This window comes from Nonomuraea dietziae (genome assembly GCF_014195505.1).
GTDB lineage: Bacteria > Actinomycetota > Actinomycetes > Streptosporangiales > Streptosporangiaceae > Nonomuraea > Nonomuraea roseola.
This window is the reverse complement of sequence record NZ_JACIBV010000001.1, coordinates 2,915,854-2,931,416: the sequence shown is the minus strand read 5'-3', so window position 1 is coordinate 2,931,416 and position 15,563 is coordinate 2,915,854. Positions and strand designations below refer to the sequence as shown.

General features: G+C 72.6%; 13 protein-coding genes. 9 read left to right on the top strand and 4 right to left on the bottom strand.

Features of this window, described 5'->3' with window-relative positions; translation table 11 throughout:
• Positions 1 to 64 precede the first annotated feature (64 nt).
• Genes FHR33_RS14055 through FHR33_RS14045 form a run of 3 tightly spaced genes read left to right on the top strand, consistent with a single transcriptional unit; the run spans position 65 to position 2,957 of the window.
• The gene (locus tag FHR33_RS14055) at positions 65 to 1,054 is read left to right on the top strand and encodes a FecCD family ABC transporter permease (RefSeq protein ID WP_246451826.1); all 990 of its coding nucleotides are present in this window, start codon (positions 65 to 67) and stop codon (positions 1,052 to 1,054) included.
• Positions 1,051 to 2,118, top strand: a complete 1,068-nt coding sequence (locus FHR33_RS14050) for a FecCD family ABC transporter permease (protein ID WP_183647019.1) — start codon at positions 1,051 to 1,053, stop codon at positions 2,116 to 2,118. The genes FHR33_RS14055 and FHR33_RS14050 overlap by 4 nt, the downstream gene beginning before the upstream one ends.
• 5 nt (positions 2,119 to 2,123) lie before the next feature.
• Positions 2,124 to 2,957, top strand: coding sequence for an ABC transporter ATP-binding protein (locus FHR33_RS14045; protein ID WP_312895531.1), 834 nt, complete (start codon positions 2,124 to 2,126; stop codon positions 2,955 to 2,957).
• Here the strand turns inward: FHR33_RS14045 and FHR33_RS14040 are convergent.
• The gene (locus FHR33_RS14040) at positions 2,923 to 4,182 is read right to left on the bottom strand and encodes a lysine N(6)-hydroxylase/L-ornithine N(5)-oxygenase family protein (protein ID WP_183647013.1); all 1,260 of its coding nucleotides are present in this window, start codon (positions 4,180 to 4,182) and stop codon (positions 2,923 to 2,925) included. The two genes, FHR33_RS14045 and FHR33_RS14040, sit on opposite strands and share 35 nt — an antisense overlap.
• An 81-nt stretch (positions 4,183 to 4,263) precedes the next feature.
• Here FHR33_RS14040 and FHR33_RS14035 point away from each other — a divergent pair, with 81 nt between their 5' ends.
• From FHR33_RS14035 to FHR33_RS14025, 3 genes are all read left to right on the top strand, one after another.
• A complete protein-coding gene (locus FHR33_RS14035; RefSeq protein WP_183647010.1) occupies positions 4,264 to 5,211 on the top strand; it encodes a methionyl-tRNA formyltransferase in 948 nt (315 codons plus the stop codon).
• Positions 5,212 to 5,396: 185 nt separating this feature from the next.
• Positions 5,397 to 8,030: a glycoside hydrolase family 3 protein gene (locus tag FHR33_RS14030; protein ID WP_183647008.1), complete on the top strand. Its 2,634-nt coding sequence runs from the start codon at positions 5,397 to 5,399 to the stop codon at positions 8,028 to 8,030.
• Entirely contained in the window at positions 8,027 to 9,025 is a 999-nt protein-coding gene (locus tag FHR33_RS14025; protein WP_183647005.1) for a LacI family DNA-binding transcriptional regulator, read from the top strand. The genes FHR33_RS14030 and FHR33_RS14025 overlap by 4 nt, the downstream gene beginning before the upstream one ends.
• Here the strand turns inward: FHR33_RS14025 and FHR33_RS14020 are convergent.
• Positions 9,022 to 9,663: an FMN-dependent NADH-azoreductase gene (locus tag FHR33_RS14020; protein ID WP_183647003.1), complete on the bottom strand. Its 642-nt coding sequence runs from the start codon at positions 9,661 to 9,663 to the stop codon at positions 9,022 to 9,024. The two genes, FHR33_RS14025 and FHR33_RS14020, sit on opposite strands and share 4 nt — an antisense overlap.
• A gap of 89 nt (positions 9,664 to 9,752) precedes the next feature.
• Here FHR33_RS14020 and FHR33_RS14015 point away from each other — a divergent pair, with 89 nt between their 5' ends.
• Both FHR33_RS14015 and FHR33_RS14010 read left to right on the top strand, forming a co-directional pair.
• Complete coding sequence (locus FHR33_RS14015; protein WP_183647000.1) at positions 9,753 to 10,253, top strand: MarR family winged helix-turn-helix transcriptional regulator; 501 nt, start codon at positions 9,753 to 9,755, stop codon at positions 10,251 to 10,253.
• 50 nt (positions 10,254 to 10,303) lie between these two features.
• The gene (locus FHR33_RS14010; RefSeq protein WP_312895530.1) at positions 10,304 to 11,251 is read left to right on the top strand and encodes a DMT family transporter; all 948 of its coding nucleotides are present in this window, start codon (positions 10,304 to 10,306) and stop codon (positions 11,249 to 11,251) included.
• A gap of 33 nt (positions 11,252 to 11,284) precedes the next feature.
• On the opposite strand, the gene FHR33_RS14005 is transcribed toward FHR33_RS14010, so the two are convergent.
• Together FHR33_RS14005 and FHR33_RS14000 are read right to left on the bottom strand one after the other, a co-directional pair.
• Complete coding sequence (locus FHR33_RS14005) at positions 11,285 to 12,010, bottom strand: DoxX family protein (protein ID WP_183646997.1); 726 nt, start codon at positions 12,008 to 12,010, stop codon at positions 11,285 to 11,287.
• 35 nt (positions 12,011 to 12,045) lie between these two features.
• A complete protein-coding gene (locus tag FHR33_RS14000) occupies positions 12,046 to 13,566 on the bottom strand; it encodes an MFS transporter (RefSeq protein WP_183646994.1) in 1,521 nt (506 codons plus the stop codon).
• A gap of 176 nt (positions 13,567 to 13,742) precedes the next feature.
• Here FHR33_RS14000 and FHR33_RS13995 point away from each other — a divergent pair, with 176 nt between their 5' ends.
• Positions 13,743 to 15,551, top strand: coding sequence for a hypothetical protein (locus tag FHR33_RS13995; protein WP_246451822.1), 1,809 nt, complete (start codon positions 13,743 to 13,745; stop codon positions 15,549 to 15,551).
• Positions 15,552 to 15,563: the final 12 nt, after the last annotated feature.

Genomic DNA, 15,563 nt, shown 5'->3' with positions numbered 1-15,563 from the left:
TTACCTATCTTGACGCCCGTGAAAAGCCTTGTATGTCAGGCTTAAGTGAGGTATGCCTAACCTAATGAAGAGGTTGATCGTGGGCAGCGCCGCCGTCCTGGCCGTGCTCTGCCTGCTGTCGCTGGCGATCGGCAGCCGGGCGATCCCGCTCGACGAGGTCGCGCGCGCCCTCGTGGATCCGGCGAGCGTGGATCCCGAGGTGGCCGCCATCGTCGGCGGCACGCGGCTGTTCCGCACGCTGGTCGCCGTGCTGGCGGGGGCGGCGCTCGGCCTGGCGGGCGCGGTCATGCAGGGCCTGACCCGCAACCCGCTGGCCGATCCCGGGCTGCTGGGCGTCAGCGCGGGCGCCGCGTTCGGCATCGTCCTGGCGGCGGGAGCGCTGGGCGTGAGCGGGCTGCTGCCGTCGATCTGGTTCGCCTTCGCCGGGGCCGCCGCCGCCGCCGTGGCCGTCTACCTGCTGGGCAGCAGGGGCAGGGGCGGCGCCTCCCCTGTCAAGCTGGCGCTGGCCGGCATCGCGGTCACCTACCTGCTCGACTCGCTCACCGGCGGCATCGCGCTGACCGACCCCGAGGCGCTCGACCGCTACAGGTACTGGTCGTCGGGCTCCCTCACCGGTCACGACGGCGGCACGCTCTTGGCCGTCGCGCCGTTCCTGGCCGCCGGCGCCCTCCTCGCGCTGAGCACCGCGCCCGCGCTCAACAGCCTCTCGCTCGGCGAAGACGTCGCCGCCGCGCTCGGCCGCAGGCTCGCCCTGGTACGGCTGGGCGGCGCGCTGGCGATCACCCTGCTCACCGGCGCGGCCGTGGCGGTCACCGGCCCGATCGTCTTCGTCGGCCTGGTCGTGCCGCACCTGGTCAGGACCGTCACAGGGCCCGACCACCGCTGGCTGCTGCCGTCCTCGATGCTGGTGGCCCCCTGCCTGCTGCTGGCGGCCGACATCCTCGGCAGGGTCGTCGTGCGCCCGAGCGAGCTGGACGTGAGCCTGGTCGCCGCCTTCCTCGGAGCACCCTTCTTCATCGCGCTCGTGCGCCGTCGCAGGCTCGCGGAGCTGTGACCGTGCTCGAACTCTCCCGAGGGCGCCTGCACTTCCGGCTGACCAGGCCGCCCGTCTCCGGCATCCTGCGCCTGCGCCTGGCGGTGGTCTGGCTGGGCGCGGGCCTGGCCGCCCTGCTCGCCCTCTGCCTGACCGTCGCCATGGGCTCGGGCGACTACGCCCTCACTCCCCACGGCCTGCTGAACGCGCTGCTGGGCGCGGGTGAGCGGGCCGACCTGTTCGTGGTCTGGGAGCTGCGCCTTCCCAGGGCGACGGTGGCCCTGCTGGCGGGCGCGGCCTTGGGCCTGTCGGGGGCGATCTTCCAGTCCGTCACCCGTAACCCGCTGGCCAGCCCCGACATGCTCGGCATCACCCAGGGAGCCGGCACCGCCGTGGCCGCGGGCGTGGTGCTCGGCACAGGAGCGGGCCTGGCCCCGCAGACGCTCGGCCTGGCGGGCGCGCTGGCGTCCGGGCTGGCGATCTACCTGCTGGCCTGGAAACGCGGCACCACGGGCTACCGGATCGTGCTCGTGGGCATCGGGGTCAGCTGGATGTGCGTCAGCCTCACCTCCTACCTGCTGAGCAGGGCCGAGCTGTACCAGGCGCAGAAGGTGCTCGGCTGGCTGGTGGGCAACCTCAACGACAGAGGGTGGCAGCACGCGGGGCCGCTGGCGCTCGCGCTGGCGGTGCTGCTTCCCTCGGTGCTGCTGCTCGGGCGGTGGCAGCGGACGCTGCGTCTCGGCGACGAGGTCGCGGGAGGGCTCGGCACGCCCGTGCAGCGCGTCCGCCTCGCGCTGCTGCTGGGCGGGGCGGCGCTGGCCGCCTTCGCCACCGCCGCCGCCGGGCCCGTGCTCTTCGTCGCGCTGGCCGCGCCGCAGATCGCGCAGCGCACCGCCCGCGCGGGCAGCCCGCCGCTCACCGCCTCCGCTCTCACCGGCTCGACGATCGTGCTGGTGGGCGATCTGATCAGTCAGCGCCTGCTGGCCGACTCCGTCCTGCCCGTCGGGGTGGTGACGGGCGTCCTCGGGGCGCCGTTCCTGCTGTGGCAACTGGCCCGCGCCAACAGGACGGGCACGGGAGGGTGAAAGACGTGACCAATCCGTCGCTGACGGCCACGGGGCTGCGGCTGGCCTACGACGACAGGCTCGTCGTCGACGGGCTCGACCTGGCCGTGCCGCCTGGCAGGATCAGCGTCATCATCGGCGCGAACGCCTGCGGCAAGTCGACCCTGCTGCGCGCGCTGGCCAGGCTGTTGTCCCCGCGCGGCGGCGCGGTCCACCTCGACGGCCGCTCCATCCACGCGATGCCGACCCGCCAGGTCGCCCAGCGGCTCGGCATCCTGCCCCAGTCGCCCGTCGCGCCGGAGGGTCTGACGGTCGGTGACCTGGTCGGGCAGGGCAGGTCGCCGCACCAGACGTGGTGGCGGCAGTGGTCGGCGGCCGACCAGGACGCGGTCACGGCGGCGCTGGTCGCCACCGGGATGCTCGAACACGCGGGCAGGCCGCTCGACCAGCTGTCGGGAGGGCAGCGCCAGCGGGCGTGGATCGCCATGGCGGTCGCCCAGAACACCCCGGTGCTCCTGCTGGACGAGCCGACCACCTTCCTCGACCTGGCCCACCAGATCGACGTCCTGGACCTCGTCGTCGATCTCAACAGACGGCAGGACCGCACGGTCGTCATGGTCCTGCACGACCTCAACCAGGCCTGCCGCTACGCCGACCACGTGATCGTGATGAAGGAGGGCCGCGTCGTCGCCGAGGGCCCGCCCCTCGAGGTGGTCGACGCGGCGCTGGTCGAGGAGGTCTTCGGCCTGCGCTGCGTGGTGACGGCCGACCCGGTCAGCGCGACCCCGCTGGTCATCCCGATCGGCCGCCACCACGTCGGGCCCGTCAGCGGGGGAGCGCGTACGACCGGTTCATGCTGACCGAGGCGGCGATCTCGCCCGCCCTGAGCGCGGTGTTCGACAGCAGGGTGGAGGTGAGGCCGTGGGTGTGCTCGGTGGCGCCCTGCACGTAGACGCCGCAGCGCATCTCCTCCTTGGTGGCCACGCGGTAGTCGCGCCCGATCCGCAGGCCGCCGTCCGGCAGGAGCTCGCACAGCTCGCCCGCCTCGCCCAGCAGGGTGAGCGGGTCGCCCGAGCGGTAGCCGGTGGCGTAGACGACGGCGTCGGCGTCCAGGACGGTGCGCTCTCCCGTGGGCAGGAACTCCACGGTGACCCTGGGGCCGCGCGCCACCTCCACCACGCGGGAGGCGTTGAAGATGCGCAGCCGCTCGGTCCCCCGCACCTTCTCCTGGTAGTGGCGCCGGTAGAGCTCGTCGATGAGCTCGAGGTCCACCACCGAGTAGTTGGTCGAGGCGTGGTAGGCCAGCAGCATCCTCTTCACCTCCTCGGACGCCCCGTAGAAGTGGTCGACGGCCTCGGGGTCGAAGATGCGGTTGGCGAAGGAGCTGTCGTCGGCGGGGGTGTAGCCGTACTTGGAGAAGACGGCGCACACCTCGGCGTCGGGGAAGGCGCCGTGCAGGTGGTCGGTGACCTCGGCGGCGCTCTGTCCCGCCCCCACCACGACCACGCGCCGGGGGTCGCGCAGCGAGGGAAGGCGGTCGAGCAGCTCCTCGCTGTGCCAGACGCGTTCGCCGCTCACGACCCCCGGCGGGAGCACGGGCTCCAGACCGGCGGCGATGACCACGTTCCTGGTGCGCCTGGTCGTCAGCTCGTCGGCGCAGCCGCCCTGCCGTACGACCACGTCGAGGTGGTCCACCACGCCGTCGACGCTCACCGGCGTGACCCCGACCACCTCGGACCTGTACTCCACCTGGTCGGCGAAGGGGGCCGCCGCCCACTCGAGGTAGTCGTGGAACTCCAGGCGCGAGGGGAACATCGTCTTGTGGTTGATGAAGTCGGCCAGGCGCCCCCTGTCGCGCAGGTAGCTCAGGAAGCCGAACTCGCTGGCCGGGTTGCGCATCGTGACCAGGTCCTTCAGGAAGGAGACCTGCATCGTCGTGCCGTCGAGCAGCATGCCGCGGTGCCAGCCGAACGTCGCCTGCTTCTCGAAGAAGACCGCGTCAACCGGTCCGTTCTCCTTTAACGCGATCGCCAGCGCGAGGTTGGAAGGGCCGAATCCGATGCCGATCAGGTCGTGAACCCGCATTGAGCGCCTTTCGAGGTTAGGTTAGCCTCTCCTAATTAAGGGGAGCCTAACCCGTTCCGATCCCCCCTACAAGGAGACGCCATGCGGATCGTGATGTTCGGCTACCAGACCTGGGGCCACCGCACACTGAGGGCGCTGCTCGACTCCGGCCACGAGGTCGTCCTCGTCGTCACGCACCCCAGGAGCGAGCACGCCTACGAGCGGATCTGGAGCGACTCCGTGGCCGACCTGGCCGAGGAGCACGGCGTGCCCGTGCTCCTGCGCAACCGCCCCGACGACCAGGAGCTCATGGCCAGGCTCAAGGAGGCCGATCCCGACCTCATCGTCGCCAACAACTGGCGCACCTGGATCCCGCCGGAGATCTTCACCCTGCCCCGCCACGGCACGCTCAACGTGCACGACTCGCTGCTACCCGCCTACGCGGGCTTCTCCCCGCTCATCTGGGCGCTGATCAACGGAGAGGAGGAGGTGGGCGTCACCGCGCACATGATGGACGAGGACCTCGACGCGGGGGACATCGTGCTGCAGCGCGCGGTGCCCGTGGGGCCCGACGACACCGCCACCGACCTGTTCCATCGCACCGTCGACCTGATCGCCCCCATCGTCACCGAGTCGCTCGCCCTCATCGCCTCGGGACGCACCGACTGGACGCCCCAGGACAGGTCCAAGGCCAGCTTCTTCCACAAGCGCTCGATCGAGGACAGCGAGATCGACTGGAACTGGCCTGCCGAGGACATCGCCAGGCTCGTGCGGGCGCAGTCCGACCCGTACCCCAACGCCTTCACCCACTACAACGGCGCCCGCGTGCGCGTGCTGAAGGCGTCGGTCTCCACCGGCAGGTACGGCGGCACGCCCGGCCGGGTCTTCATCCGCGAGGGAGACGGCGTCGTCATCGTCGCCGGCGCGGAGGCGCGCAAGGGCCGCAGCCACGGCCTGGTGATCGAACGCGTCCGCACCGAGGACGGCACGGACCTGCCCGCCACCGAGCTCTTCCGCACCATGGGCGGCTACCTCACGCGCCGTCCCTGACCTCCGGCCTGTCTCCGGTCCGCCCCGCTGATCGGTGGCGGGCCGGCGAGAGATTGTCGAAGCGCTTCGCCAAGGGGTCTTGACCCGGGGACGCACCAGCGGGCACGCTCAGAGCACCCATCCCGGTAACAACCCCGAAATATCCGGATCGGTTATCGAAGCGCTTCGACAGGCGGACCCCCCACATGAACGAACCCTTCCGAGACCCGGCGCACCCCACCGCGCACCGCGTGGCAGACCTGCTCGGCAGGCTCACGCTCGAGGAGAAGCTGTCGCTGCTCCACCAGCACCAGCCCGCCATCCCCAGGCTCGGCGTCAAGGCGTTCAGGACGGGGACCGAGGCCCTGCACGGGCTGGCCTGGCTCGGTCCCGCCACCGTCTTCCCCCAGGCCGTCGGCCTCGCCTCCACCTGGGACCCCGAGCTGGTCGAGAGGGTGGGCGCCGCGACCGCCGACGAGGTGCTCGCCTCCCATCGCAAGGACCCCGCGGGAGCCGGCCGCAACGTGTGGGCCCCCGTCGTCAACCCGCTGCGCGACCCGCGATGGGGCCGCAACGAGGAGGGCTACTCCGAGGACCCGTGGCTGACAGGGCTGCTGGCCACCGCCTACGCCACGGGCCTGTGCGGCAGGGGTCCCGTTCTCAGGACCGCCCCCACGCTCAAGCACTTCCTCGGCTACAACAACGAGACCGACCGCTGCGTCACCTCCAGCAACCTGCCGCCGAGAGTGCTGCACGAGTACGAGCTGCCCGCCTTCCTGCCGCCGCTCCAGGCCGCCGTCGCCGTCATGCCCTCCTACAACCTGGTCAACGGGCGGCCCGCCCACCTCAGCCCGCTGATCAACGACGTGCTGCGCGCCGCCGCGCCCGACGAGCTGCTGGTCGTCAGCGACGCCTACGCCCCGGGCAACCTGTACGGCCTGCAGGCCTACCACCCCGACGCGCCCACCGCCTACGCCGCGGCCGTCAAGGCGGGCCTCGACAGCTTCACCCAGGACGACGACCGTCCCGCCGACACCCTCGCCCACCTCAGGACCGCCCTCGAGCGGGGCCTGCTCGACGAGCAGGACATCGACAGGGCCGCGGGCCACGTGCTGTCGATCCGCGTGCGCCTCGGCGAGTTCGACGACGAGGAGGCCGCCGAGCCGGGGGAGAGCGCGCCGTACACCCCCGGGCAGCATCAGGACCTCGCCCGCGAGGCGGCGGCCAGGTCGATCGTGCTGCTCAAGAACGAAGGCCTGCTCCCGCTGCGCGCCCCTCTCAAGGTCGCCGTCATCGGCCAGCTCGCCGACACCCTGATGGAGGACTGGTACAGCGGCACCCTGCCCTACGCGGTCACCGCCCTGCAGGGCATGGCCGAGAGGTGCGAGACCGTCTTCTGCGAGGGCGTGGACAGGGTGGCCCTCGGAGGGCACGAGTTCGACGTCTTCGACTGGGGCGGGGGAGCGCTGGCCCTGCGCTCGCCGCTCAACGGCCAGTTCCTCTCGGCCGACGAGGAGGGGCGCCTGGCCTGCGACCAGCCGGGCCCCAACGGGTGGGAGGTGCGCCAGACCTTCCGCAGGGCCGACGGCGCCCTGCGCCACCTGCACTCGGGGCGCTACGTCACCGAGGAGGACGGACGCCTCGTGCTCGCCGACGAGCCGGCCGCCCTGTCGTGGGAGCTGCTGTCGAGCGGCGCGAGGCAGGCGGCCGAGCTGGCCGCCACCGCCGACGTCGCGGTCGTCGTGGCGGGCGACCATCCCCTGGTCAACGGGCGGGAGACCGAGGACCGCACCGACCTGGACCTGCCCGCCGCGCAGGAGGCCGTGCTGCGCGCCGTCCACGCCGCCAACCCCGCCACCGTCCTGGTGCTCAGCAGCGGCTACCCGTTCGGCGTCACCTGGGCCGACGAGCACGTGCCCGCCGTCCTGTGGTCCTCGCACGGGGGCCAGGAGTACGGCCACGCCCTGGCCGAGGTGCTGTTCGGCGACCGCGACCCGGAGGGCCGCCTCACCCAGACCTGGTACAGGGACGCCTGCGAGCTTCCCGACCTGCTCGACTACGACATCATCGCCTCGGACGCCACCTACCTCTACTACCGGGGCGCCCCGCTCTATCCCTTCGGCCACGGCCTCAGCTACACCGGCTTCGCCTACACCGACCTCACGATGGACGGAGCGAGGGCCGAGGTGACCGTCACCAACACCGGCGAGCGCGAGGGCGTCGAGGTCGTGCAGTTCTACACCCACCAGCGCCGCTCCCGCGTCAAGCAGCCGCTGCGCCGCCTGCGCGGCTTCGAGCGCGTACGGCTGGCCCCTGGACAGAGCGCCCGCGTCAGCTTCGAGCCCGACCGGCGCGACCTCGCCTTCTGGGACGTCACGAGGGGCCGCCTGGTCGTGGAGGAGGCCACCCACCTGCTGATGGTCGGCCGCTCGGCCCGCGACCTGCGCCTGTGCGCGGCCTTCGACGTCGAGGGCGAGCGCATCCCACCCCGCGACCCCGGCGAGCTGAGGGCCGTGGACCACGACGAGTACGACGCGATCACCTTCACCGACCGCGACACCGTCCGAGGGGAGGCGCCGGGCGCCTGGATCCTCTACCGGCAGGTCGCCTTCGCCGCGCACGACTCCTGCGTGATCACCGCGGCCAGCGCGGGGGGCGCGATGCTGACCCTGCGCCTCGGCGACCCGCTCTCCGGCCAGGTGCTGGCCACCGTCCCCGTGCCGGGACCCGGCGAGCTCGCCGAGACCCGCTGCGATCTTGCGAGTACGGCAGGCGTGCACGATCTTTATGTCGTGTTCGAGAATGAAGGGGTCACTCTGAGCGGAATGCGGTTCGCATGACCAACCGAGCAGTCACCATCGCCGAGGTCGCCAGGCACGCGGGCGTCGCGGTGAGCACAGTCTCCTACGTGCTCAGCGGCAAGCGCGCCATCTCCGAGACGACCAGGGCGCGGGTGCTGCGCAGCATCGGCGAGCTCGGCTACCACCCCAACGCGGGAGCCAGAGCCCTGGCCAGCAGGCGCTCCAACGTCATCGCGCTCGTGCTGCCGCTGCGCGCGGGCATGCACCTGCCGGTGCTGATGCAGTTCGCCAGCTCGGTCGTGGCCATGGCCCGCAGGCACGACCACGACGTGCTGCTCATGACCGCCGACGAGGGCCCCGACGGCCTGCGCAGGGTCGCCGCCAGCTCGATGGTCGACGGCATGGTGCTCATGGACGTCGAGCTCGACGACCCTCGCGTGCCGCTGCTGCGCGGGCTGGAGGAGCCCAGCGTGCTGATCGGCTTCCCCGCCGACCCCTCCGGCCTGACCTGCGTCGACCTCGACTTCGCCAGGGCGGGCGCGCTGTGCGTGGAGCACCTGACCTCCCTGGGGCATCGCAGGCTCGCCCTGCTCGGCGCTCCGTCGGTGGTCTACGAACGGGGCACGGGCTATGCCCGCCGTACCAGAGAGGGGTTCGTCGAGGCCGCGGGCGAGGCGGGCGTGGCGCTGCCGTGCGAGGAGACCTTCGACGAGGTGGCCGCGACCGTCAAGGATCTGTTCGCCCAGCATCCCGACCTCACGGGGCTGGTGGTGCACAACGAGGCGTCGGTCGGTCACGTGCTCGGCGCCCTGCGACTGCTCGGCAGGCGGGTGCCCGACGAGGTGTCCGTGGTCGCCATCTGCCCCGACGACGTCGCCGAGCGCGCCAGCCCGCCGCTCACCTCGGTGCTGATTCCCGCCGAGGACGTCGGCAACCGGGCGGTCGAGCTGCTCATGGCCAAGCTCGAAGGCCGCCCGGTGCCCGACGCCACACTTCTCGAACCGCGGCTGGCCATCAGGGCGAGCACCCGCTAGACGAGCGACCTCGCGCTGATCCGGCGCGCGTGCTCGCGGGCGGCGACGTGCGCGGCGGCCTGTGAGGCGGCGGCCGCCTCGCGCAGCCCTGCCATGGCGGGCGTCGTGTCCGCCAGCGTCAGCTCGGCGGTGACCACCCGCAGCTCCAGACCGAACACCTCGGTGAGGATCTTGCGCAGGTACGGGTCGGCGAAGTCCCAGCCCTCCCTGGGCATGCCGGGGCCGTACGCGCCGCCGCGCACGCTGATGAGCGTCGCGGGCCTGCCGGCGATCGGGCTGTCGTCGGGGCTCATGCCCAGGGTCCGCCCCGGGATCAGGACCTGGTCGAGCCACGCCTTGAACGTCGAGGGCGCGCCGAAGTTGTACATCGGCACGGCGAACAGGTATGCCTCCGCCTGTAGCAACTCCTCCACCAGCGCATCCTGCAGGAAGGCCGCGGTCGCCTGCTCCGCGTCGTGCTCCTGGGCAGGAGCGTGCCTCGCGACGATCCCGGCCTCGGTGAGGTGCGGTACCGGGCGCGCCCCGAGGTCGCGGTAGACGACCTCGCCCTCCCACGCGTCCCTGAACGACCTGGCCACCTGCCTGGAGACCGATCCGTCGTGGACCGCCGAGGCGTCGATGTGCAGCAGCTGGGGCATGGTGATCCTTTTCATCGGCTGGACAGATAATCTGTTTTACAGATTGTCTGTCGAGCAGCTTGTCTGTCAAGCGCAGTAGACTGGTCCCCATGAAGACTGAGCACGAGCTCCCGGCCGGGCTCGACGACACCCTCGGCTGGCTGCTCGCCCAGGTCTTTCAGAATCACCTGTCCGCCTCGCAGCGGGCGCTCGAGGGCTTCCCCGGCTCGCAGCGCGGTTACATGGTCGTCAACGCGGCGGCGCACGGCTGCGCCCGCAACCAGATCGACATGGCCAACCAGCTGAGGCTCGACCGCACGGTGATGGTCTACCTGGTCGACCAGCTGGTCGAGGCGGGGCTGGTCGAGCGGGTGCCCGACCCCGCCGACAGGCGCAGCAAGATGATCGTGGCCACCGACAAGGGCAGGGTGAGGCTCGAGGAGGCCACGGCCGTCCTCCGCTTCGTCGACGACCACGTGCTCGCCCCGCTGGAGCCCGGCGAGCGCGCCCACCTGCGCGAGATGCTCCAGCGCCTGACCGCGCACTACCTGGCCACGGGCGGCGACTACCGCGAGGCGTGCGCGACCGCGGCCGCCGCTACGGACAAATAGGGATATTTCCCTACGACTCGGCGGGGCGTCACGACTACGCTCCTGTCCTCGTGAAGAGCACCCCCGTGGGCCGCTGGCTGCCCGCCTTCCTGCTACTGGCCCTCATCTGGGGCAACAGCTTCTTTTTCATCAAGGTCGCCGTCGGCGCGCTGCACCCCCTCCAGGTCTCCTTCGGCCGCATGGCGATCGGCGCGGCGACCCTGCTGGTCGCCCTGGCGCTCAGCCGCAGGGCGCTGCCGCGCGACCCGCGGCTGTGGGCCCACTTCCAGGTCGCCTCGGTGGTCCTGACGACCCTGCCCTTCACCCTCTTCGCCTACGGCGAGCAGTACGTCTCCTCCGTCGTGGCGGCCATCTGGAACGCCACCACCCCGCTGTGCACCCTCGCCTTCACGCTGCTGCTGCGCGCGGAGAAGCCGAGCGCGAGCAGGATGGCGGGGCTCGGGCTCGGGTTCGCGGGCGTGATGGTGGTCCTCGGCGTCTGGCAGCCGCTGAGCGGCGGTGAGCTCGGCGGCAGCCTGGCCTGCTTCGGGGCGGCGCTCTGCTACGGCGTGGGCGGCTCCTACCTGGGCCGCTTCATCACCGGGCGCCGCTCGGAGGCGCCCGTGGTGCTCGCGGCGGGCCAGTTGCTGAGCGGCACCCTCCAACTGGGGGTGATCACCCCGCTGGCGGGGGTGGCCCTGGTCGACCTGTCGGCGCCGCCCGCCGTGTGGTGGAGCATGCTGGCGCTGGGCGGGCTCGGAACCGGCATCGCCTACCTGCTGCTGTACTGGGTCCAGGTGCGGGCGGGGGTGACGACGACCTCGACGGTGACCTACCTCCTGCCCGTCTTCGCCGTGGTGTCCGGCGTGGCGGTGCTGGGGGAGAGCCTGGCCTGGAACCAGCCCGTAGGGGCGGTGGTGATCCTCGTCGCGATCGCGATGACCCAGGGGCTCCTGCGCCCCGTCCGCAGGCGCGTCGCCGAACCCGCGCCGCCCGCCCCGAGCCGCGTGGAGATCTGAGCCGCGCCCGGGGCGCGTCCTGAGGGGGTGGCGTCACTCGGCGGGGTCGGCAGGCTTCCTTCCCGTACGGTCGCGCCCGCTCCGCGCGGCGCTCGCCGTCTTCTTGCCCGCCACCAGGGTGTCGCCGGGCAGCTCGTCGGTCACGGTGCGCGGGAGGTGGTGCGGCGCGGTGTCCTCACCGGGCCCCACCTCCGTCTCGCCCGCTCCACGGGAGTCCGGCACGGGGGGACCCGTCTCGGGGGCGGCCGAACCTCGCATGTCGTCGCCGTGCAGGGGGCCGGGCTGGTGCGGGGCGTCGGGGTCGCGCAGCGAGGCGATGACGTTGTCGGCCTCGTGATCGGCGGCGAACTCGTCGGCCGCCTCGGCCTCCCTGCGCCTGATCACCACCATGTGGTCGACCGAGACGCGCCCGGCGCCCGTCACCGCCAGCAGCACGGCGGCCGCGCCCAGCACCACGATGAGGTTGGTGTCGATCGGGTTCAGCGGCCTGGCCACGAAGAAGACGGCCAAGGTCTCGGCGAAGAGCACCAGCCCCAGGGGGGCGGTGAACAGCCCGGCGACGAGTAACGCCCCGCCGATCAGCTCGGTGAGCATGGTGACCGCCGCCCACGCGCCGGGAGCCGGGGCACCCTGCGTGGCGAACTGGGTGCCGGTGGCGGTGAGCCCCACCTCGAGCTTGTGCCAGCCGTTTGCGAAGAAGATCCCGCCGACCCCGATCCTGGCGGCGAGCGTGGCGAGATCGTGGAGGGTCCGTCTCACGGTATTCCTGTGACCTGATCGGGTCATTTGAAACCTCAGTCGCGTCGGATGAGCAGGGCCACCGCGGCCGCGGTGAGGGCGAGCAGCACGACGCTGACGACGATCGTCGTGTGAAGCGCGTGGACGAAAGCCCACCTCGCGGCGTCGAGCAGCGCCGCGCCAGGGCCGCCGCCCACCTCGTGCGCGACGTGCGCCGCGCCCGCCAGCGACTGCCTGGCCTGGTCCATCGCGGGAGCGGGCACCCCCTGCACCGTGGGCACGCCGGGCGCGTAGACCACCGCGGTGATCGTGCCGAGCACCGCGACGCCGAGCCCCGCGCCGAGCTCGTAGGCGGTCTCCTCGATGGCCGCCGCGCCACCGGCCCTGGCCTCGGGCGCGGCCGACATGATGGTGTCGGAGGCGGCCAGCAGGGCGACCTGCAGCCCGAACCCGATGCCGACGAAGCAGACCGCGAGCATGAGCGGATGGGCCTCGACGCCCCATGACAGGGTCGGCGTGAGCGAGACGGCCACCAGCGCGAGCCCGCCGCTCATGGTGGCCCGCATGCCGATCCTGCGCAGCACGCTCGCCGCCGCGAGACCGCCTGCGATGGCCGACAGCACCAGCGGCAGCATCCTGAGCGCCGCGCGCAGCGGGCTGTCGCCGAGGACGAGCTGGAGGTACTGGGCGAGCATGAGCTGCAGCCCGACGAGGGAGAAGACGCCGAACAGCACGCCCGCCACCCCGGTGGCGAAGGCCCTGTCCCTGAACAGGCCCACGTCGAGCAGGGGATGGGGCAGGCGGCGCTGCCGCCGTACGAACCAGACGAGCAGACCGGCGCCGGTGAGGAGGACCGCGAGGCCGGCGGCGTGCCCCGCGCCCGCCTCCTTCAGGCCGAAGGCCAGGGCCAGGATGCCGAACACCGACAGCGCCGCGCTGGTGGCGTCCCACGGCCGACCGGTGAGCCTGCGCGACTCGGGCAGCAGGCGGGAGGCCGCGGGCAGCAGCACGAGCAGGATGGGGACGTTGATCAGGAAGACCGCGCCCCACCAGAAGTGCTGGACGAGCAGGCCGCCGACCAGCGGGCCGACGGCGGCGCCCGCCGCCGCGACCGCGCTCCACACGCCCAGCGCGAGCGCGCGCTCGCGGCGGTCGGTGAAGACCTGGCGGATGATGGAGAGCGTGGCCGGCATGATCATCGCGCCGCCCACGCCGAGCAGCCCCCTGGCCAGGATCAGCGTCAGCGGCGTCGGCGCGAAGGCGGCGGCCGCCGAGGCGAGGCCGAAGAGCACGTAGCCCCACAGCACCAGGCGTTTTCGCCCGTATCGGTCGCCCAGCGTGCCGAACATGATCAGCAGGGGGGCCACGATCAGCGAGTAGGCGTCGATGATCCACAGCAGCTCGACCGAGGAAGGCTCCAGCGCCGCGGTCAACGCGGGGACGGCGATGTGCAGGACGGTGGCGTCGACGGTGATGAGCAGCAGGCTCAGGCACAGCAGAACCAGGACCGACCACCGGTTGGCCTGCCGCTGCCCCGTGACCCGCGACGACCTCGGTGCGCTCTGCAGGATCGTCATGCGGTGTCCATGACGGGTCTGGCTCGGTCATGGAACATGCGTGGCAGCTTAGGCGATGTCCGGTACGTCGCACACCTGGATCGACTGATCACATACCGTGCCGGTACCTCTCTAGAGAGATACAGCCATATGTCCTGATCTTTCGTATGGGGTGCCGCGAACGGATCATGGCGGGTGTGGGGAGCGACGGCGAGGCTTCGGATTCCGCTGCCGAATGGTGCGCCGTCGCTCTCGACCACCTCGTGGCCGACCACCCCGAGGCCGCGCTGACCGCGGCCCGGCGCGCGATCACCCTCGACCACGCGGGCGAGTGGGGACACCGCCTGGCCAGCCTCGCCCTCGAACGTCTCGGCAGCGACCCCGAGGCCGTGCTCGAGGCGGAGCAGGCCGCGCGCCTGGCCCCCGGGTCGTGGCAGTCGAGACTGCGGCTCGGTGCCGCGCTGCGCCGCGTCCCCGGACGTTTCGGGGAGGCGGCCGCCCACATCGCCGCCGCGAGAAGGTTCGCCCCCGAGGAGGCGGGGCCGCACGCCCTGACCGGCGACCTGGCGCTCCTGCGCGGCGAGCACCGCCGCGCCGCGGCCGCCTACCTGTCCGCGCTGCACAGGGACGGCGCGCACGCCGGCGCCCGCGTCAACTACGGACTCACCCTGCTGCGATGGGACCCACCGCGAGCCCACCACGACCCCGCGTGGACGATCGACCCGCGCGAGACCGGCAGGGCCAGGCGCGCGCTGGAGGTCTGGTCGCGGCAGACCAGGCTGCTGCCCGCCGTCGCCGTCGCCGTCTCAGGCGCGCTGGTCGTCACGGGCCCCGTCCCCGACGTGCCGCTCGGCCTGTCGGGGCTGATCGTGATCGTCCTGCTGGGCTCGCTCACCTTCAGGCAGGCGCGCAGGGTGCGGATCTGGTCCGTCGTCCCCGTGATGCTCGGCCGCGACCGCTGGCTCGGGCTGTCGGTGGCGACGGCGGCCATCGCCTTCGCCGCCTACGCCGCCTCCCTGTTCGTGCCCGTGGCCGACCCGCTGTGGGCGGGGCTGGCCGGGATCGTGCTGCTCAACGCGCCCGCGCTGGTCGCGCTGCGGGTGCTGTCCGAGGCCTGGCGCGGCCGTCCGGTGCGCGCGCTCGCTCAGCTGTCGATGGCGTACGGCGAGCGCACCGCCCGCCGCGATCTGGGCGTCACGCTGTGGGTCGTGCTGGCCAGGGCCTGGTCGGTGCTGGTGGCGCTGGAGCTCGCCGCCCTGGTGACGCACCCGGCGGGCGGGCTGGCCGCGCTGGCGGTGCCGTACCTGCTGGTCAGGGTCCGCGACAGGGGAGGGCTCGCGGGACTCGGCGCGCTGCGCGCGGACAGATGGCTGGCCGCGGCCGTGGCGCTGACCTTCACGGCCGCGTTGGCCTGCGCCGCCGCCGCGACGGCGAGCCTGGTCGCGGCGTTCGCGCCTGGCGGGGCCCTGCCGGGCGCGGCGGCGCCCGGCGGGGTGGGCCCAGCAGGGGAGCAGGCGGCGGCGTGGGGCTGGCGGGTGGCGCTGGGCGCGAGCGCGGCGGTGGTCGTGCTCTTCGTGCTGCGCGCCGTCAGAGCCTGGTGGCGCGGCGCGCCAGGCCCATGGCGCGCCTCCCTGATCATGGCTGAGCCTTCCATGGAAGGGGCGGGGCCGCCGGTGACCCTCACTGCCGAGGTGCGGCAGGCTCTCACCTTCTCCAGGGGCGTCGTCCTGGCCTACGCCGACTCCCTCGGCCCCAGAGCGCTCGCCGTCGGCGCGGTCACCTCGATCAGCGCCTCGGGCGAGCTGCGCCTGATCGCGGGAGAGGAGGCGTGGGAGGCGGCCGAGCGCGACCCCCGCGTCGCCGTGTTCGCCACCGACCAGCCGCATCCCAGGTTCTGGATCGAGGTGCGCGGAGTCGCGCTGCCCGACCCCGGCTCCGACGTCCTGCGCGTGACGCCCAAGCAGGTCGTCGTCGGGGAGTACCCGGGACGGCACCAGCGCCGCTGAGCCCTGTCCAAT

Coding starts and splice junctions, on each gene's coding strand:
- FHR33_RS14040 (WP_183647013.1), bottom strand. CDS start 4,182: ATGCGGGTTCACGACCTGATCGGCATCGGATTCGGCCCTTCCAACCTC.
- FHR33_RS14025 (WP_183647005.1), top strand. CDS start 8,027: ATGACCAACCGAGCAGTCACCATCGCCGAGGTCGCCAGGCACGCGGGC.
- FHR33_RS14020 (WP_183647003.1), bottom strand. CDS start 9,663: ATGCCCCAGCTGCTGCACATCGACGCCTCGGCGGTCCACGACGGATCG.
- FHR33_RS14000 (WP_183646994.1), bottom strand. CDS start 13,566: ATGACGATCCTGCAGAGCGCACCGAGGTCGTCGCGGGTCACGGGGCAG.
- FHR33_RS14015 (WP_183647000.1), top strand. CDS start 9,753: ATGAAGACTGAGCACGAGCTCCCGGCCGGGCTCGACGACACCCTCGGC.
- FHR33_RS14030 (WP_183647008.1), top strand. CDS start 5,397: ATGAACGAACCCTTCCGAGACCCGGCGCACCCCACCGCGCACCGCGTG.
- FHR33_RS14055 (WP_246451826.1), top strand. CDS start 65: ATGAAGAGGTTGATCGTGGGCAGCGCCGCCGTCCTGGCCGTGCTCTGC.
- FHR33_RS14035 (WP_183647010.1), top strand. CDS start 4,264: ATGCGGATCGTGATGTTCGGCTACCAGACCTGGGGCCACCGCACACTG.